Source organism: Hymenobacter sp. BT18, from assembly GCF_012273015.1.
Taxonomy (GTDB): domain Bacteria; phylum Bacteroidota; class Bacteroidia; order Cytophagales; family Hymenobacteraceae; genus Hymenobacter; species Hymenobacter lutimineralis.
The window spans coordinates 2,328,542-2,347,943 of record NZ_CP050954.1; the positions used below are offsets into that span (position 1 = coordinate 2,328,542).

General features: G+C 59.9%; 14 protein-coding genes and 1 tRNA gene. 12 read left to right on the plus strand and 3 right to left on the minus strand.

What is annotated here, in order from left to right:
* The first annotated feature begins 67 nt into the window (after window positions 1-67).
* Entirely contained in the window at window positions 68-790 is a 723-nt protein-coding gene (locus tag HER32_RS09785; protein ID WP_168681745.1) for a carboxypeptidase-like regulatory domain-containing protein, read from the plus strand.
* 47 nt (window positions 791-837) lie between these two features.
* A complete protein-coding gene (locus tag HER32_RS09790) occupies window positions 838-1,905 on the plus strand; it encodes a lipocalin family protein (protein ID WP_168681746.1) in 1,068 nt (355 codons plus the stop codon).
* A 123-nt stretch (window positions 1,906-2,028) separates the two neighbouring features.
* On the opposite strand, the gene HER32_RS09795 is transcribed toward HER32_RS09790, so the two are convergent.
* Window positions 2,029-3,219 carry a sensor histidine kinase gene (locus HER32_RS09795; RefSeq protein WP_168681747.1) on the minus strand — a complete coding sequence of 397 codons (1,191 nt, stop codon included), beginning with the start codon at window positions 3,217-3,219 and terminating at the stop codon, window positions 2,029-2,031.
* 308 nt (window positions 3,220-3,527) lie between these two features.
* Between HER32_RS09795 and hemA the strand changes: the two genes are divergently transcribed.
* Window positions 3,528-4,805, plus strand: a complete 1,278-nt coding sequence (gene hemA / locus HER32_RS09800) for a glutamyl-tRNA reductase (RefSeq protein WP_168681748.1) — start codon at window positions 3,528-3,530, stop codon at window positions 4,803-4,805.
* A 127-nt stretch (window positions 4,806-4,932) separates the two neighbouring features.
* Here the strand turns inward: hemA and HER32_RS09805 are convergent, their stop codons facing one another.
* Window positions 4,933-5,241, minus strand: a complete 309-nt coding sequence (locus HER32_RS09805; RefSeq protein ID WP_149071165.1) for an ArsR/SmtB family transcription factor — start codon at window positions 5,239-5,241, stop codon at window positions 4,933-4,935.
* A gap of 251 nt (window positions 5,242-5,492) precedes the next feature.
* On the opposite strand from HER32_RS09805, the gene HER32_RS09810 reads away from it, so the two are divergent.
* Window positions 5,493-6,719: a Glu/Leu/Phe/Val dehydrogenase dimerization domain-containing protein gene (locus HER32_RS09810; RefSeq protein WP_168683258.1), complete on the plus strand. Its 1,227-nt coding sequence runs from the start codon at window positions 5,493-5,495 to the stop codon at window positions 6,717-6,719.
* 102 nt (window positions 6,720-6,821) lie between these two features.
* Window positions 6,822-7,967: a mechanosensitive ion channel family protein gene (locus HER32_RS09815; RefSeq protein ID WP_149071163.1), complete on the plus strand. Its 1,146-nt coding sequence runs from the start codon at window positions 6,822-6,824 to the stop codon at window positions 7,965-7,967.
* A gap of 82 nt (window positions 7,968-8,049) precedes the next feature.
* Here the strand turns inward: HER32_RS09815 and HER32_RS09820 are convergent, their stop codons facing one another.
* Window positions 8,050-8,931: a TerB family tellurite resistance protein gene (locus tag HER32_RS09820; RefSeq protein WP_168681749.1), complete on the minus strand. Its 882-nt coding sequence runs from the start codon at window positions 8,929-8,931 to the stop codon at window positions 8,050-8,052.
* Between the two features lie 423 nt (window positions 8,932-9,354).
* On the opposite strand from HER32_RS09820, the gene HER32_RS09825 reads away from it, so the two are divergent.
* The 7 genes from HER32_RS09825 (at window position 9,355) to HER32_RS09855 (ending at window position 19,396) form a co-directional block, all read left to right on the plus strand.
* Window positions 9,355-9,432 (plus strand) — tRNA-Val (locus tag HER32_RS09825).
* A gap of 437 nt (window positions 9,433-9,869) precedes the next feature.
* Complete coding sequence (locus HER32_RS09830; RefSeq protein ID WP_149071161.1) at window positions 9,870-10,097, plus strand: hypothetical protein; 228 nt, start codon at window positions 9,870-9,872, stop codon at window positions 10,095-10,097.
* 65 nt (window positions 10,098-10,162) lie between these two features.
* On the plus strand, window positions 10,163-11,464 hold the full coding sequence (locus tag HER32_RS09835; protein ID WP_168681750.1) for a PAS domain-containing protein: 1,302 nt from the start codon (window positions 10,163-10,165) through the stop codon (window positions 11,462-11,464).
* A gap of 41 nt (window positions 11,465-11,505) precedes the next feature.
* Entirely contained in the window at window positions 11,506-11,862 is a 357-nt protein-coding gene (locus HER32_RS09840) for a hypothetical protein (RefSeq protein WP_168681751.1), read from the plus strand.
* 404 nt (window positions 11,863-12,266) lie between these two features.
* On the plus strand, window positions 12,267-15,029 hold the full coding sequence (locus HER32_RS09845; protein WP_262888187.1) for a substrate-binding domain-containing protein: 2,763 nt from the start codon (window positions 12,267-12,269) through the stop codon (window positions 15,027-15,029).
* Between the two features lie 182 nt (window positions 15,030-15,211).
* Window positions 15,212-16,123 carry a PfkB family carbohydrate kinase gene (locus HER32_RS09850; protein WP_232066466.1) on the plus strand — a complete coding sequence of 304 codons (912 nt, stop codon included), beginning with the start codon at window positions 15,212-15,214 and terminating at the stop codon, window positions 16,121-16,123.
* A gap of 66 nt (window positions 16,124-16,189) precedes the next feature.
* Window positions 16,190-19,396, plus strand: coding sequence for a SusC/RagA family TonB-linked outer membrane protein (locus HER32_RS09855; RefSeq protein WP_149071157.1), 3,207 nt, complete (start codon window positions 16,190-16,192; stop codon window positions 19,394-19,396).
* Window positions 19,397-19,402: the final 6 nt, after the last annotated feature.

Below are 19,402 nucleotides of genomic sequence, written 5' to 3' on the forward strand. Positions count from 1 at the left end.
GACTCTGCTAGCTCTTTCCTAACTTATGCTTACTATCAATATCCCCTGCGCCCAGCCCTGGGCAGGTATGACCCCAATTGCTGGTGGCCGCCATTGCGCCGCCTGCGAGAAGACGGTGGTTGATTTCACCCGGTTGACCGATGAACAACTACTGGCAGCCCTGCACCAGCCGGAAAAGGTATGCGGCCGGTTTCGGCCAGATCAGGTGCAGGCCCCGGCCTTGCCTGCTAGCCGCGCAGCCCGGAACTGGACACAATGGGTGGCCGCGGCAGCTATAACACTCAGCAGTTGCGGTACGCCCGACGCCCTGCCCCTACAGCTCCGGACTTCGCCCGTTACGGTTGACGGCAACTATGTGCTAGTGAAGGGCAAGGTGGTAGACAAAACAGACGGCCGCCCGCTACCCGATGCGCTGATCATCAGCTTAGCCGATACCTCCTTTCGCACCACATCCGATTCCACGGGGCACTTCACGCTGAAGCTACCGCAGCAGCTGCGCGACTCCCTGTTGTATGCGGTTGGCCACACTTCACCACAGGGGTATACCCAAGGCTACATCGGCCGGCGGCTGCGCCCGGAGCAAACGGCCGAGATACGGTTGCGCCCGGATCCTAACGCCGGGGTATTGGGCGAGCCAGCCCCAGTGACGCTGGAAGCCGGCGAAATGCGCTACCCCCTGCGCCTGCTGGCTCCCCCGCCCCCACCACCCCGCTTGTCTACCGTTCAATTCCCGGCGGCTGAAAGCGCCGGACCTACCGAAGACTCTGTCGAAGTATTTGAGGCTCCCTAGCTGCTTATCCCAAACCTTTCCCGCTCCAAAATCCTTATTCCAGCAGTATGAAACACCTGCTGCTGGCTTCCCTGCTATTCTTAGGCACCCTCTCGGGCTGCGTCCTCAAGCCTACCAACAAGTTCGACGTGTTCACGGAGCGGGCCCAGCTGCCCCAGGAGGAAGCCGTACATGCGCGCAACTCTCTGGAATGGTGGTATTTTACCGGCCACCTGCGCGACAAAGCCACCGGCGAAACCTTCGGGGTGGAGTACGTTTTCTTCCACTTCAACCTCACCGGCAAGCAGGACTGGCAGATGGTGAACTTTGCCCTCACCGACCCCAAAACCCAGCAGTTCCGCTACGACTACAAGGTGGAGAAGCTCCCCACGCTGCTGGCCCCCACCCTGCCCCTGGCCCTGAGCATGACCAAGCAAAACCAGCAATGGACGCTTTCCGGGCAGGAAGGCCGCTACCAGCTGCAGGCCCGCATGGCCCAGCACCCCGGTCAGGCCATCAACCTCAGCACCACGCCCAGCAAACCCATTCTACTACACGGCGGCACCGGCTACGAAAACTACGGCGACGTGGCCCGCGCCGGCTACTACAGCTACCCCCGCCTCCAGGCCACCGGCACCATCGAGGTCGATGGCAAAACCCACGAGGTGGAGGGCGAACTGTGGTACGACCGGCAGTGGAACTGCAACTCCGTCACCAACAAGGGCATTGGCTGGGACTGGTTCAGCATCCAGCTCGACGAGCCCCGGGAAGAGCTGATGGCCTACCACCTGTTCGACAAGAAAACCGGCAAAGCCGTGGATGGTGGCTCCCACTTCGGCCCCCAGGGCCAGAACACTCATCTGGCCGGCACCGACTTCCAGCTCGAAACCCTGGAGTACTGGACCAGCCCTACCACCCGACGGCGCTACCCCAGCAAGTGGCGCCTGCGCGTGCCCAGCCAGGGCTACGACCTCACCATCACCCCCGTCATGGCCGATCAGGAGCTGACGCTCCGGCTGTTTGCGGGCATCGGCATGAGCTACTGGGAGGGCATGTGCCGCGTGGAAGGCACCCACCACGGCCGTCCCGTCACCGGCAACAGCTATGTTGAAATTACCAACCGGGGGAAGGAGTGAAGTTTTATAGAACTGTCATCCTGAGCAAAGCGAAGGACCATATCCCGGTAGAACAAGTCGTTTACACGGGATAAGGTCCTTCGCTTTGCTCAGGATGACAGTTGCTTTTGTCTACTCTCTCATTTACTCATTGAGTATCAGCCGGAAGGTGGTGCCACGGCCTACTTCACTCCACTTCACGAAGAGCTTGCCCTCGTGGTAGTTCTCGATAATGCGCTTAGCCAAGGCCAGTCCCAGCCCCCAGCCGCGCTTTTTGGTGGTATAGCCCGGCAGGAATACCCGGTCTACTTTGCTTTTGGGAATGCCTTTGCCGGTGTCGGTAATATCAATGGCAATCTGGTGCTTGCTGCGCACGGGACGGCGCAGGTGCAGCGTGATGCTGCCCTTGCCGTTCATGGCATCCACGGCATTCTTGCAGATGTTCTCAATCACCCAGTCAAAGAGCGGTACGTTTACCTGGGCTGTGGTGCCCGGCAGCAGGTCGTCCTGAATGGTAAACACCACTTTCCGCGACAACCGGCTTTGCAGGTACTCGATGGCGTTGCGGGTGGTGGTGGCAATGTCTTCAGGCTTCAGAATGGGGACCGAGCCGATGTTACTGAACCGCTCCGTAATAATCTGCAGCCGCCGGATATCCTTGCTGAGTTCCTCCACAATGGGCTCATCCTTGAACCGCTCACTCTCAGCCAGGTAGCTCTGCCAGGCCATCAATGACGACAGCGGCGTACCCAACTGGTGGGCCGTTTCCTTGGCCAAGCCCACCCACACGCGGTTTTGCTCGGCCCGCCGCGAGTAGCTGAACGCGAAGTAGGCTATGACGCTCAGGCAGGTAATCACGGCCAGCTGCACCAGCGGGTAGGTGCGCAGTTGCCCCAGCAGCACCGAGTCGCGGTAGTAGATATAGTTGCGCAGGCCGGCGCCCAGTTCCACCACAATGGGCGGGTGCAGCTGCTTCATCTCCTCCACTTCCTCCCGCAGAAAGGCAATGCGCTTTTCTTCCGACAGCCGCGCCGGAATCGTCAGGTTGCGGGCATCCAAGGGGTTGCCGTCCCCATCGGTCAGGATAACGGGAATGGTTTTGTTGGCGTCGATGATTTCATTGGAGACGAAGTTGGTGTTGGCATCGTCTACCTCCGAGCTGATCATGAAGCGCAGGGTGCGGGCGTAGAGGTCAATTTGCTGCTGCTCCCGCTCCGAAAGGCGCTGCACCAGCAGGTTGGTATAAATCACCGTAATGGCCCCGATAAACAGCGCCACGCCCACAATGACGAGCTTAATGCGGGACTTCTGGTCGTAGATGGGCAGAGAGGGCACGGGCAGAGACGAGAGGTGTGGCCGCCAGCCCAAGGCACGGCGGCGTGAGGTAGGGGTACGAAAGTACGGGCTTCGTGGGCACAGCCCGGTGGTTTTTTGACTTTTTACGAACGCCCAGGCATCCCATAATGATGGGATGCCGAGTAGGGAAATGCATGATTTTTATCATCCTTTTCCAGCGCAGAGGCCTTTTTCAGCGAATTAGGCTTCATCAGTGCTTCCCCCGAACCCCTTAGGTGGATTGGCTGTTAGCATACTACTTAATTGTACCGTAATTTTGCCGCCTACCATACGCACTAATCCGCGCTATGCTCCACCCGTTCAAGGCCATTAGTCTTTCCTTCAAAAAAACGCCGCTCGCCATCCGCGAGCTGATTGCGTTGGACGAAACGGCCTGCCGCCATTTTCTGCACACCCTGCACCACGACCTGGGCCTTTCCGACCTGCTCGTGCTGAGTACCTGCAACCGCACGGAGGTCTACTACGCGTCTGAGCGCGACCATAGCCCCGCCATCATTGAGGCGCTGGCCCAGCTCAAAGGTCTCACCGATACCGACATCACGGAGTACTACCCCTACTTCGATCTGCTGAACACCTACGAAGAGGCCGTGCAGCATCTGTTTGAGGTAGCCATGGGCCTCGATGCCCAGGTAGTCGGCGACCTGCAGATCAGCAACCAGGTAAAGATGGCCTACCAGTGGTCGGCCGATGCCGATGCGGCCGGACCTTTCCTGCACCGCTTGCTGCACACCGTGTTCTTCACCAACAAGCGCGTGCAGCAGGAAACCTCCTTCCGCGACGGCGCCGCTTCTACCGCCTATGCGGCCCTGGAGCTGGTAGAGGAACTGACCGCCGACGTAGCCAACCCGCGCGTGCTCGTGGTAGGTCTCGGCGAAATCGGGGCGGATGTGTGCCGCCACCTCGGCGACAGCAAGGTGTTCCAGAACGTGACCATCTGCAACCGCACGCGCAGCAAGGCCGATGCCCTGGCCCAGGAGTGCGGCCTGCAGGTGCTCGACTTCGAGCGACTGGTAGAAGGCCTAAAGGATGCCGACGTCATCATCAGCAGCATAGCCCGCGACGAACCGTTCTTTACCCGGGAGCTGGTAGAGCGCCTGGAAGTGCTGAGCTACAAGTTTTTCATTGATCTTTCCGTCCCGCGCAGCATTGCCTCCGAGGTAGAGCAGGTACCCGGGGTGCTGGTATACAACATCGACGCTATTCAGAGCAAGGCCTCGGCCGCCCTGGAGCAGCGCTTGGCCGCCGTGCCGCACGTGCGGACCATCATTGCCGAAAGCATTGCCGGCCTCGCCGACTGGGCTAAGGACATGCTCGTCTCCCCGCTGATCCAGCGGATGAAAGCCGGGCTGGAGCAGTTGCGCCAGGAAGAGCTGGACCGCCACCAGAAGAAGCTCTCCGCAGAGGAAGCCAAGCGCCTCGACGACATCACCCGCAACCTCATGCAGAAGGTACTGAAGCAGCGGGTATTGCAGCTCAAAGCCGTGTGCCGCCGCGAAGATGCCGAGCAGCTTATCGATGTGCTGTCGGAGCTGTTCGATCTGGAAAAGCAGCCCACTTCCGCCTAAGCGTCCCTACTGTACACGAGCACGCCCCGTTTCTGCCAGCTGGCAGAAACGGGGCGTGTTTGTTTGTGGCCACAAAAAAGCCGCTTCGAAAGCGGCTTCTCTGCGGTAGGCAGCCAAGCTACCCGGCTTACATCGTATCGCAACACTCTTCGAGCGAGTCGATAACGTCCAGCAGTTTAGGAATTGAGAGGGAGTAGTAGATCTTGGTGCCGACCTTGAAGGAGGACAGAATCCCCCGGTCTTTCAACGTGATAAGATGCTGGGAGGCAATAGCCTGCGGCAAATCCAGGTTGCGGTATATCTCCGTAACGGTGAGTTTGTCTTCTTTACCCAGCAGATCGACGATGGCGAGACGCTTGGGGTGCGCTAGCACCTTCAGCATCGCGGCAGCTTTATCTACTTTCTTCGATTCGACGCGAGAAAGCAATGGTTTCATATAAAATGACGGTGTGAAAAGGCGGGGGGAGTTGAGTATGGTTAATACGCTATACACCACCCCCAAAGTTCCGATTATCCAATGTTATGCCTGAAAGATTTCCTCTGACCTGCTCAAAAAGCAGCTTTACGAATGACAAATAGCGACTAGGGGCGTTAAAATATCCAAAAATATTCAGAATCGGCGGCCTTTGCGGGGCGTGCTTACCTTTGCGCGCAATTCTACTCCACCCACCCTACCCCCTGCTGCCCATGCGCGACCTGTTAGCCAAGTTCGAAAACAAGCGCCCGGAAATCGTTTTTGAATGGAAAGATGCCGAAACCGAAGCCGAAGGCTGGGTCGTCATCAACTCCCTGCGGGGCGGGGCGGCCGGCGGCGGCACGCGCATGCGTAAAGGGCTGGACAAGCGCGAGGTAGAGAGCCTGGCCAAAACGATGGAAGTGAAGTTTACCGTTTCGGGGCCGGCCATTGGCGGGGCCAAGTCGGGCATCAACTTCGACCCGCAGGACCCGCGCAAACGCGGCGTGCTGGAGCGTTGGTACCGCGCCGTGATTCCGCTGCTGAAAAGCTACTACGGCACCGGCGGCGACCTGAACGTGGACGAAATTCACGACGTGATTCCGATTACGGAGGACTATGGCCTCTGGCATCCGCAGGAAGGCGTAGTAAACGGCCACTACCGCGCCACCGAGCCCCAGAAGATTCAGAAGGTAGGCCAGCTGCGCCAGGGCGTCATCAAGGTGGTGGAGAACGAGGAGTTCACCCCCGACCGCCGCCGCCGCTACACCGTGGCCGACCTGATTACGGGCTACGGTGTGGCCGAGGCCGTGCGCCACTACTACGAGCTGTGGGGCGGAGAGCTGGCCGGCAAGCGCGCCATCATCCAGGGGTGGGGCAACGTGGGGGCCGCGGCAGCTTATTACTTAGCGCAGCAGGGCGTGCGCATCACCGGCATCATCGACCGGGCCGGCGGGCTGCTCAAGCCCGAGGGCTTCTCGTTTGAGGAAATCCGGGCGCTGTTTCTGCGCCGCGAAGGCAACGCCCTCACGGCCGAAAACCTGCTCTCCTTCGAGGAAATCAACCAGCAGATCTGGACCAGCGGGGCCGAAATCTTCATTCCGGCGGCGTCCTCGCGCCTCGTGGCGCAGGGCCAGGTAGAGCAGCTGATTGCGGCCGGCCTGGAGGTCATTAGCTGCGGGGCTAACGTCCCGTTCCAGGACCCGGAAATCTTCTTCGGCCCCACCGGCGAGTACGCCGACCAGCACGTGTCGGTCATCCCCGATTTTATTGCCAACTGTGGTATGGCTCGGGTGTTTGCCTACCTGATGGAAACCAACGCCGAAATCACCGACGAGGCTATTTTCAGCGACACCTCACACATCATCCGCACGGCCCTGGCCCGCACCCGCCAGCAGGGTGAGCAGCGTACCGGTCTGGCCATGAAATCCTTCGAGCTGGCTTTGCGGCAATTAGTATAACAGGGAGTTAGGATTTTAAAGGCTTGGGTGGCGTTTAACTAACCGTTGTTCAGTAGAACGCCAACCAAATCCCTAAAATCCTGAGTTCCCAATACCCTAACCATGACTTTCCAGGAAATTCTGCGGATTCGGTTTCTCGGCAACGACGTAGCGGCGTATTTGTGGTGCGCGGGCATTCTGCTGTTTGGCTACATCTTCAAAACGCTGCTTTCCCGCCTGCTCTCCAAGCTGGTATTCCGGGCCATTCGCAAGCGTACCGAGGGCGTATCGGAACAGCAGTTTCAGGCTTTGCTCATTCAGCCGCTGTCCATCGTTATCTTCCTGATTACGGCTTACTTCGCCTTTCAGGTACTCGATTACCCGGTGCGCAGCTCCGAACTGACGCGCAACGAGCCGTGGCCGCAGGTGGCGCTGTTTCGGCTGTTTCAGCTGGCCGTGTTCATGGGCATTGGCTGGATTGGACTACGCCTGATTGATTTTCTGGTGCTGGTATTTCAGCGCCGCGCCGAAGCCACCCCGTCGCGCCTCAACAACCAGCTGATTCCCTTCGCCAAAGACCTACTGAAGGTGCTGGTGCTCACGCTCACGTTTCTGGTGATGCTGAGCCGGGTGTTTGGCGTCAACGTCACGGCGCTTATCGGGGGTTTGGGCATAGGCGGCCTGGCGGTGGCCTTTGCCGCCAAGGAAAGCCTCGAAAACCTGATTGCCTCCTTCACCATCTTCCTCGACCGGCCCTTTGCCGTGGGCGACCTGGTGATGGTGGGCGGCATTACGGGCACGGTGGAGAAGGTAGGCTTCCGGAGTACCCGCCTGCGCACGGCCGAGAAAAGCTACGTGACGGTGCCCAACAAAAGCATGATTGACAAGCCCCTGGACAACCTGTCCTTGCGCACGGCCCGGCGCGTGGGCTTTACCCTTTCCTTGAGTCAGCATACGACCAGTGAGCAGCTGCGCGCCATCGTGGAAGACGCCCGCGCCGTGATCAAGGCACACCCCTTGGTGACCGACGAGCCCGAAGTAAAGTTTGCAGCCCTCACGCCCACGGCCAAGGAAGTAACCGTGCAGTATTTCGTGAACACCACCAATTACGACGAGTACCTCAACGCCAAGGAAGCCCTGAACTACGAGCTGATCCATGCGGTAGAGCAGCACGGTGGCTCCTTTGCCAATGCGGGCACCACCGTGGTGCAGCTTGCTGGCCCCCTTGGGGGCATAGGGGGCAACCCTAGCCCCGCCGGGGCGGAATAGCCCAAAGCCCCCGAAGACAAGCCCATGAAAAAGCCCCGACCAGTTATGTGGCCGGGGCTTTTCTATATGATTTCCGGGTACTCTAACGGCCGCCGAGCAAACCGCCGAGCAAGCCACCCATGCCGCTGCCACCGAGCAGGCCGCCGAGGCCGCCCCCACCGGCACTGCGCGGCGCCGAGTTGGGCTGGCCGCCCAGGCCACCCAGGATAGAAACCAAAGAACCCAGGCCGCCGCTGCCCATGTGCGTACCCTGTTGCGGGTAGTCGCCGTAGCTGCCGGTGTTGGCCGAAGAGCCACCACCCAGCACGCCGCTCAGCAAACCGCCACCGAGCAGGCCGCCGAGCAAGCCACCCATCGAGCTGCCGCCCATCGCGCCGCCTAGCAGGCCGCCCATGCCGCCCATCTGGCCGCCCCGGCCGCCCATTACTTTGGAAATAACCATGGGGGCCACTACGCCGAGCAAGCCAGCCATCAGCGCCCCTTTTGGAATGCCTACGCTGTCGAGCTTGTCGCCGATGCCACCCAGGAAGCTTTGCTTGGCTGGGTCGCTGGCCGAGTGCGGCACCTGGGCCGCCTGGTCTACTACCTGCTCCAAAGCATGAGTCTGCTGGGGCGTGATGCCCAGGTAAGTTGAAATCTTATTGACCATTTCCTCCTCCGTGTTGGAGTAGGCCCCGTCGGCGCGGGCAAAGCTGATCAGGTCCGTCACCAGCGAAAAGCGCAGGTCGCTCTGGCGCAGGGCGTCTAGGTTGGCTTTCACGCTTTCGTTGGTGGAGTCGCGGGCGGCGGCAATGATTTGCTGGGTGGCGCCGCCGCCTAATCCGGCGGTATGGGCGAGTTGCTGTAAGAATTCTACTTCGGCGGCCGAGGCCTCGCGGTCGGCGGAGGCCAGACTGGCAATAACACTTAGATAGGCCGTTTTTTCAGCTTCGGAGTATTGCTGAAGCAGTTGCGTTTCGTTCATGGTGCGGGAGTTTTAGGAGAAAAAACAATTCCGCGTTTCTTAACGGTGGTGCGCCAGGAATGTTGACCTGCTCCACCGCCACCTTGCTGGCCGGTAGTGAGTCGCGTTTACTCGTCGGGAGTCTGGCCGAGCCGAAGGTCTTTTCCTTTCCGGCGCCTTACCGCCAGCTTTCTGCATCTACTTTATTATGGGTGGCTGCTCGCTCCAGCCCACTTCGCTGGGCAAAACCAGGGCTTCAGCAAAAATTTTCGTAATTTTTTTTACTTCCTGCACTTTTCTGATTCAGAATGATTTATGCCTTTTACAGCTACCAGAAGCCTGTTTTTCAAGAAAAAAAAGACGTTTTATCCAGCTCGGGTTTGGTGTAGCCAAAAACACCTGCCATATTTGTACCACCAAACGGGACATACCCGGTAAGGAAAAGGGAGATTAGCTCAGCTGGTTCAGAGCATCTGCCTTACAAGCAGAGGGTCACTGGTTCGAACCCAGTATCTCCCACCATTAAGAAGCCTCTCAGATGCACATCTGAGAGGCTTCTTCGTTTTTGATGCCTAGGCTGGAACATTGTATTGCTTTGGCAGTGCCCTAGGGCTCTACCGCTCCGTTCCGCCGTCGTCGCTGAGATGGGCATAGGGTGTGAGAAGAAACGTTCTGGCTTCGCGGTGTTTCACAGCAAAAATCCGCAACCACCATCCTATTATCCTGGTAGAACATTGCTGCGTAGATTTGGCATCTGAACTCTTCCTCAACACTACCCCACCTTGCGACTCTACTTTGAGAACCCTGTCGGCCGAATTCTCGAGCACCCTGCCGGCTACGTGGTCATTCAATACCATCCTGGAACGCGAGAAATATCCCATCTGCAGTCCTTTCTTACCCACACCGGTCGGCTACTTCAGTTACGGAGCTGGAATAAGTTATTCGGCGACCAGCGCCAGATGACTCCTTTCACGGAAGAAGAAAGCCAGTGGATTGTAGAATATTGGCTCAGCGAAGAAAGCCGAGGGCAACGGATTTACGCGGCCGTACTGCTGGACCCAGCCGCCTTTGCCAGCATTCCGGCGCAGGTAGCTTCCCAGGAGGCCACTGCCGCGGCCCTTACTTATCGGCTGTTCGACCAGACAGACGACGCGGAAGCCTGGTTACTCCAACGCTTCCGTAGCTAATACGCTGGTATTCCGGTACCCGCGTAGTCTGCCCCATCCTGCCTTCTTCCCGTCCCATCCCGACCATGGCCTCTGTTTCTCCTGACTACCAATACCTGTTTCGCCTTTTGCCGCACAACTACTTGTTGCTGTTGCCTGATGGTACAATCGTTGACAACTCTGACAAGCATGTGGGTGTGTCGATGCTAAACCGGGAGCAGGCGGTTGGCCGAAACATCTTTGAGGCCTACCCTTCCGCGCCCAAAAGCCAGCAGGAGCTGAACGACTCCCACGACTATGTGCGCCAGCATAAGCAGCCGCACACGATGCCGGTGATGCGCTACGACTTACTGCGGCCAGAGGCCGAGGGCGGGGGCTACGAGCAGCGCTACTGGCGCATCACGCATTATCCCGTTTTGGATGAACAAGGCGAGCTGCTTTACATTCTGCAGCACCCGGAAGACATTACGACGCAGCATCTGGCTGACCAGCAACGCTTGGCGGCCGAGCAAGCCCTGAGTCAGGCCCAGAAGCAGGCTCTCTTCACCTTAGAGGCTCTGCCGGTGATGGTTTGGACGGCTCAACCGGATGGCACCATTGACTATTTTAACCAGCGCTGGCTACAGTTCACCGGCCGTACCGGGCAGGAAGACCCTGCTGGCTCCTGGCAGGCAGTGATTCACCCCGAGGATTTACCCCACCTGAGCGAGTCCTGGGGCCAGGCCATTGCGGAGCGGCAGCCCTACGAAGCCGAGTTCCGCATGCGCCGTCACGATGGGCAGTATCGGTGGGTGCTGGCCCGCACCGTGCCCCAGCGCGAAGCCGATGGCAGTGTGCTGATGTGGGTTGGCTCCGGTATTGACATTCAGGAACAGAAGCAGCTGGTGCTGGAACTCACGGAGGCAAATGAGCAGCAGCTACTGCTATCGGAGCAGTCTTATCAGGCCGCGCAACTGGCGCAGCGGCAGCGCGAAACGTTCTACAACCTATTCATGGAAGCCCCCGCGCTGATTTCTATCGTGCGCGGATCGGAGTACCGGATTGAGTTTGCCAACCCGCCTTATCACGAGCTGTTCGCTACCAGCGAACTGGTTGGCCGTACCGTTCTGGAGGTGGTGCCGGAAGCCGCGGAGCAAGGCTTCATTGCGCTGCTCGATCATGTTTACCAAACCGGGGAGGCCTTCCAAGGCAGCGAAATGAAACTACAGCTGCATCGCCGGGCAACTGGCCAGATCGAAGAGCGGTATTTCGACTTTTCGTACCAGGCTTTCCGGGAGAACGGGCAGATTGTCGGCATTTTCAGCTTCGCCTTCGACGTTACGGAACGGGTGCACATGCGCCAGCAGCTCAATCAACTGCAAAACGCCCGTGGGACATCGCATGACTAAGCTGCTCCCGATGCCATTTTTCCCGCCTACCAGCCCGCCTTATGAACATCGATAGTCTGGATTTCCAGCAGGCCCGCATCAAGCTGGTCGTGTTCAAGTCCCGGCTGCGCTCGGTACTCTACGGCGTGCGCGAACCTGACCCGGCCCTGTTTTCGTTGGTCGACAATCCTTTTGGCCAGTGGCTGACCACGACGTTGGTGCCGCGCTACGGCAAGGTGAGCGAAGTGCAGGCCATGGAGCGCGTACTACAGCAAATGCTGCGATACGGCCAGGAGCTTGTGACCTTGTTCCGACAGGGCCGCATTGAGAATGCCCGGAGCGGACTGGAACAGATTGAAACCTATGCGGCGGAAATTGACGGCCTGTTGCGGCAGCTTGAGCAGCGCAATGCCGCCTAACCAGCCCGGCACTTCGCTGGGCCAAACGCCGGGGCGCCGACTGCTCGTCTTTCGCACCGCCGGCAGACTTCCCGGCATGAATTAGAACAAATTGCGGCAAGAGCCTTTAAATAAACGCCCCTGCTATTCTGCCCTACAAGGGAGAGTCCCTGCAAGGAGCCCAATACGACCCACCTCTGGGAAGCCGCTTAGTCGAATGATTAAGCGGCTTTTGTTTGCGGCCCGAAGGTCTCCATTGGCTGAAGCAGGGCGCCAACTTTCTGCCACCCGGCATTTTAGTGGCGCGCAACTACGGTAGGTTGTGTATATTTGATTAGGCTGCCCTTATTCCGGGGACACACAACTCCTAGCTTACCAGAAGGTTGCTTTCCTACCTGCGTTTCTACTCACTGCTCGCCGTTGGCTTGGCTCTTTTTGCCGGCTGCACGCATCAGCCGACGCCAGCCTACCGCATTGGTTTCTCCCAGTGCAGTATGAGCGGACCGTGGCGGCAGGCCATGCTGGCCGGCATGGAGCGGGAGCTGAGCTTTCATCCCGAGGTCCAGCTGCACATGCTGGATGCCCACGACAACAGCCGCGTGCAGCAGCAGCAGATTCGGGAATTGCTCCACGATGGAGTTGACCTGCTGATTGTGTCACCCTACGAAGCCGAGCCCGTCACACCCGCGGTGGAGGAGGCCATTGCCCAGGGCGTGCCCGTGGTGTTACTTGACCGGCGCACGGCCTCGCCCCAGTACTCAGCCTATGTGGGCGGCGACAACTTAGAAGTAGGCGAAACGGCCGCCCGCTACGCCGCTCGCCTACTGCAGCAGCACGGCTACGTAGCGGAGGTGATGGGCACCCCCGGCTCGTCGGCCACGGCCGAGCGGCACCAGGGCTTTGCGCAGGGCCTGCGCCGTTACCCGGGCATCCGCTCGGTGGGGCAGGTGACGGGCGACTGGAAGGAAAAGACGCTGAAGCCGGCCTTAACGAAGCTGCTGCAGGCCCACCCCGAAGTAACCGTCATCTTCGCCCACAACGATGCCATGGGCCGGGGCGCCCACGAAGTATGCCAGCAGCTGGGCCGGGCCGGGCAGGTAAAGGTTATTGGCGTAGATGGCTTGTCGGGCGCCGGCGAAGGCATCGACCTGGTGCAGCGCGGGGTGCTGGAGGCCTCGGTGCTTTACTCACCTGGGGGGGAGGAAGCCATGCGTACGGCCCTGAGCATTCTGCGCAAGCAGCCCTACAAGCGCGAAAACACACTGGGCACCATCGTCATCGACTCGACCAACGTGCGCACCCTGCAACAGCAGACCGACAAGATGGTGAGCCAACAGGCAGATATTCTGCGGCAGCAGGGTCTGCTGCAGTCCCTGCGCGCCACGTATGCCAGCCAGCGCACGGTACTCTACGGGCTGATGGTGTCCTTGCTGGGCGCCATTGTGCTGGGTGGCGTGGCCTGGCAGTCGGCGCGAAAAAACCGCCTGATTAATCAGAAGCTGGCTATTCAGAATGCGGAAATTGACGCCATCAACCACCAGCTGGTCAGCCAGAATGAGGAAATAAGCCAGCAGCGCAACCAGCTGGAGGCCATGGCGTCCCAGGCCCGCGCCGATACCGAAGCCAAGCTGCGCTTCTTCACCAACTTCTCCCACGAGCTGCGCACCCCCCTCACCCTCATTCTGGGCCCGGTGGAGGAGCTGCTCACCAGCTCGCCCGACCTGACCACGGCCCAGCGCCACGACTTGGGCCTGGTGCGCCGCAATACCCAGCGCCTGCTCCAGCTCGTCAACCAGCTGCTGGACTTCCGTAAGATTGAAGTCGGGAAGATGACGGTGCGCGCGACGGAAGGCGACTTGGTGGCCTTTGTGCGCGAAATCGTGGATGCCTTTGAAAAGCCGGCCCGGCTACGCGGCGTGCAGCTGCGCTTTCTGGCCGCCGAGCCGGTGCTCCGGGGGTGGTTTGATGGCAATATTCTGGATAAGGTGTTTTTCAACCTGCTATCGAACGCCCTGAAGTTTACTCCCGACCAGGGCCAGATTACCATCAGCCTGCAAGCCAGCCCCGATGGGCAAAACCTGCGGGTGAGCGTGGCCGACACGGGCCGGGGCATCAGCGACCAGGACCGCGCCCACATCTTCGAGTGGTTTTACCAGGGCGACCAGGGCGCCGTGGCCAAGGGCTCGGGCATGGGCCTGGCTCTGGCCCAGGGGCTTACCCGCCTGCATCAGGGGCAGCTCACCTTCAGCAGCCGCCCCGGGCAGGGCAGCACCTTCGTGGTGACAATCCCGCGCGAGCTGCCCCCCGACTTACGCTCCGCCGAGCCGGCCACAACCACCGTGTTTGCCCTGGATGAGCCCGAGCCGCTGCCGGACCTGGCCGAGCCGGAACGCGAACCTGCAGGCCTCGAAACGGGCAGTGAAACGCTGGTGCTGGTAATTGAGGACAACGCGGAGGTAAATAACTTTTTGGCCCGGAAGCTGCGCACCGACTTTCGGGTGCAAACCGCCACCGACGGGCACACCGGCTTCCGCATGGCCACCGACCTGATTCCCGACTTAGTGGTGTGCGACGTGATGATGCCCGGCCTCAGCGGGCTGGAAGTGGTGGCCAAGCTCAAGGAAGACTGGCGCACCTCCCACATCCCGGTGGTGCTGCTCACGGCCCGCAACGCGCCCGAGCAGCAGGTGGAGGGCGTGCAGGCCGGCGCCGACCTCTACCTGACCAAGCCGTTCAACCCAGCCTTCCTGCTGGAAAGCGTGCGGACGCTACTGGCCAACCGCAGCCGCCAGCGGGAGCATTTCCGGCGGGAGCTGAGCGTAGACGTAGCCACGGTCCCCGCCTCCAACCCCGAACAAAAGTTCCTGGCCGACCTCACGGCCATTGTGGAAGCCAACCTTACGAAAACCAACCTGAGCGTAGAGGACATTGCCCGGAGCCTGGGCATCTCGCGCATGCAGCTTTACCGCAAGGTAAAAGCGGTGCTGGGCACGGGCGTCACCGACTTTATCCAGGGCCTGCGCCTGACCAAAGCCCGCGAACTGCTGCTCGATGACACGCTTACCATCACCGATGTGGCCTACGAGCTGGGCTTTTCCTCCCCTTCCTATTTTTCTACTTCCTTCAAGACGCGCTACCAGATTTCTCCTACTGAGTTTCGTGCGCTACATATCACTCCGCACGCCTGAAACATTCTCTAAAGCGCGGTAATAAAATCAAAACCGAGTCTGAAAACAGGCTCGGTTTTTTGTTTTTAACTACACTGTATATCAATGCATTAGCAAAATATTAACCCTTGAACGCATTTTGAAATAAATGAGCAAGCCGTCGGTAGGCCAGCCGGTGACATTTGTGCAAAACACTGACTGTCATGCACACCGCTGCGCCCATCGTCTGCTTTGGAGAAATGCTCTGGGACGTGCTGCCTACCGGCAAGCAACCTGGCGGCACGCCCTTCAAGGTGGCCGTGCACCTGCAGCAGCTGGGCCAGGAGGTGCGGCTCATCAGCCGCGTAGGAGATGATGAGTTGGGCCAAGAACTGCTGGCGTATAGTGCCGCCCAGGGCCTCGACTGCAGCCTCGTGCAGCAAAGCGAAACCCACCTCACCGGCGTGGTGAAAGCCACCATCCGAGCCGGCCAGGCAGTGACGCACACGATCCTGAATCCGGTAGCCTGGGACTACATCCGGCACACCGACGCGCTGCGCGCAATCGTTTCCGGAGCAGCCATGCTCGTGTATGGCTCGCTGGCTACCCGTAGCGCCCTCAGCCGCGAAACGCTGTACCGCCTGTTGCAGGTGGCTTCCTTTAAGGTGTTTGACGTGAACCTGCGCGCCCCGCACTATACCTGGGCGGGCGTGAAGTACCTGCTTCGCCAGGCCGATCTGGTGAAGCTAACCCAGCCCGAGCTGACGGAGATGATGCGCTGGCTTGGTCAGCCCGCCGACGAAGAAACAGCCCTGCCGTGGTTAGCTCAGCAATTTAGCCTGCAGGCCGTGTGCCTTACCAAAAATCGGCATGGTGCCGCGCTCTGGACCGGTAATCAGCTGTTTACGCACCCAGGCTTTGCCGTGGCAGGGCCGGGTACCAGCGAAAGCGCCGCTGCTTTTCTGGCGGCCCTGCTGGCCGGCTGGCAAGCGCGCCAGCCCCCGGCCGATTCCTTGCGGCGCGCCTGTGCGGCCGGCGCGCTGGCAGCCACGCCACAGCCGGCCCAACCCGACCTAAGTGCCCTGCTCACTTACCGTGCCCCCTTCATCTGCTACACACCTAGTCCCGGCCGGTAGCACGCCTGCAGCCAGTGTTCCCGGCCACTTTCCCTCACCAATTCTTTCCCTTTCATCCCGTTTCCCATGCCGTCTCCTTTACAATTTCCACACGGCCGGTGGCCTCGCCCCAGAAGGCTGTTTACGCCTACGCTAGCGCTGAGCGGCGTGCTGCTGTCGGGCTTGGCCTTTGCGCACCCGGTCAGCCATGCTATTGCCGCCCCTGCTGTTTCGCTGGCCGACTTTTCGCGGAGCCGCACCGTAGCCAGTGGCTCTATCTCGGGCCGCATAGTTGATGCCAAAGGCGAAGCCCTGCCCGGCGTAACGGTCGTAATAGCGGGTACTACGCTTGGTAGCGCCACCAACAGCGACGGTACTTTCACGATTCAGAACGTGCCGGCCGGCCCGCAAACGTTGGTTATTTCATCGGTAGGCTTTACCACGCAACGCATTCCCGTAACGGTAACCGATGGGCAGGTAACTCAGGTAGCCAGCACCACCCTCGAAGAGAACCTGCAGGCGCTGAGTGAAGTAGTGGTAGTGGGCTACGGCACCCAAACCCGCCAGGAACTGACGACCTCCGTGGCCTCGGTGGGCGCCAAGCAGATTGAGCGTCAGCCCGTAGCTGGCTTCGACCAGGCGCTGCAGGGCCAGGCTCCCGGCGTGCAGGTGACCTCCCCTACCGGTGCTCCCGGCTCGGGTATCAACGTGCAGATTCGGGGCAACAACTCCATTCAGCTGTCGAACTCCCCGCTCTACGTAATTGACGGGGTGCCTGTGCTGCCTACCTACGACCGGGAGCTTAGCATTGGCAACCAGAAGCCCAATCCACTTAACACCCTAAATCCCAACGACATCGAGAGCATCGATGTATTGAAGGACGGGGCCGCCGCCGCTATTTACGGCCTGCGGGCGTCCAACGGCGTAGTGGTAATTACCACCAAGCGCGGCAAAGTGGGCAAGCCCCAGGTAGGCTTTAGCGCCTACTACGGCAAGCAGCAGCTGCGCAAAAAGCTGGATTTGCTGAACTCCCAGCAGTTTGCCACCCTCTACAACGAGATGCTGGTGAACAACGGCGAAGCGCCTTACTTCAACGCTCAGAATACCCCCGACTTCACCACCGACTGGCAGGATGAGGTGTACCGCTCGGCCGCTATCCAGAACTACCAGCTGAACGTGAGTGGCGGCACTGATAAGACGCGCTACTACGTTTCGGGCGGCTATTTCAAGCAGGATGGCATCATTCTGAACTCCGGATTTGACCGCTACAACTTCAAGCTGAATCTTGATCAGCAAGCCAGCAATCGTTTCCGGTTGGGCACCAACCTCAACCTGAGCCGCACGCACAACAACGGCAGCGTGCGCAGTGAAATGGCCTTGGGCAACTCCGGCACCGTACTCGGTACGCTGGCCCAGATTCCGACCATTCCGGTACGCGACGCCAACGGCGTGTACGCTACGAACCCCTTGTCCTTCTCCGACAACCCGGTTGGGAACCTGCTCGAAACCCGCAACAACGCCATTACCTACCAGGCTGTGGGCAACGTGTACGGGGAACTGGACATTCTGCAGAACCTGAAGTTCCGCTCCTCGCTGGGCATTGACTTCCGCTCCCAGCTCGAAAACGAGTTCATCACCCGCGAGTATCCCGGTACCTCCCGCTCCGACCCGTCCCAGCGCGGCAGCGCCCGCACCGGCACCACCCAGCAAAGCATCTGGCTGCTGGAAAACACACTGACGTACAACCCCGACCTCGGCGAGCGAAACAACCTGACGCTGCTGGCCGGCCAGTCAGTGCAGGAGTCGAACCGCTTTGCTTCCAACGCTTCTACCCGCTACTTCGCCTCCAACGCCGCGCCTTACCTGCCCGGCGGCTCGGAGCGCACCGGGGCCAGCAGCTACGAGGAAGAGTGGGGCTTGGTGAGCTACTTTGCCCGCGCCATTTACAACTACGATGAGCGGTACCTGGCCACGCTGAGCTTCCGGGCCGACGGCACCAGCCGCTTCGAAGACCACTTCGGCTACTTCCCCGCCGTGGGCCTGGGCTGGCGTATTTCCAAGGAGTCGTTCTTCCCGCAGGGCGGAAAAGTCTCGGACCTGAAGCTGCGCGGCAGCTTTGGCGCCGTTGGCAACCAGGAGTACCCGCCCTACGACCGGTTCAGCACCTACAGCACCGGCTACAACTACCAGGGCGCGGGGTCTACCATTGTGGGCGGCATCGGGCCGAACCGCATCGGCAACCTGGCGCTAAAATGGGAAACCACTTACCAGTACAACGCCGGCCTCGACTTGGGCTTGTTTGCTGACCGCGTGGTGCTGAACGTGGATGCCTACCAGAAGCGCACGCATGATTTGCTCACCAGAGTCCCATTGGCCTTAAGTACAGGAGCCCAGGTACTGGATATTATTCAAAACGTAGGTGAAGTAGAAAACAAAGGCTTGGAGTTTGGCCTGAACACGACGAACGTGAATGGCAGTGACGGCGCCTTCAGCTGGAACACCAACTTCAACATATCAATGAACCGCAACAAGGTGCTTGACCTGGGCACGCAAATCAATGCCGATGGCGTAGAAGTTGCGCGCGAAATCATCAACGGTTCCAGCATCACGCAGGTGGGCGCGCCCTTGGGCTCGTTCTACGGGCACCGGGTGCAGGGCATCTTCCAGTCGGATGCGGAAGTGGCTGAAGCGCCTACGCAAAACAACGCCAAGGCCGGGGACATACGCTTTGTGGACACCAACGGCGACGGCAAAATCACCGATGATGACCGCGTCATCATCGGCAACCCTAACCCCAAGGCTATTGCGGGCATCACCAACAACTTCGCCTTCAAAGGTCTGGAGCTAAGCGTATTCTTCCAGGGCTCCTTCGGCAACGACATCTACAACCAGAACCGCCAGACCCTGGAGGGCATGGCCGGCCCGGTCAACCAGACCACAGCGGTACTGAACCACTGGACGGAAACCAACCGCGACGCCGACCTTCCCCGCGCCGTTTTCAGCGACCCGAACCAGAACAACCGCTTCTCCACCCGCTTCGTGGAAGATGGCACCTATGTGCGCCTCAAGAACCTGACGCTGGCCTACAACCTGCCGACCAGCCTGATTGAGAAGGCCAAGTTCAGCGGCCTGCGCCTGTACGTGACGGGCCAGAACCTGCTTACCTGGACCGACTACTCGGGCTACGACCCGGAGGTTAGCGCCGACCCGTTCTCGTCCACCGGCTTTGGCCGCGACTTTGGGGTGTATCCGCAGGCCCGCACCTACACCGTAGGCCTCAACGCCACTTTCTAAGCTTCC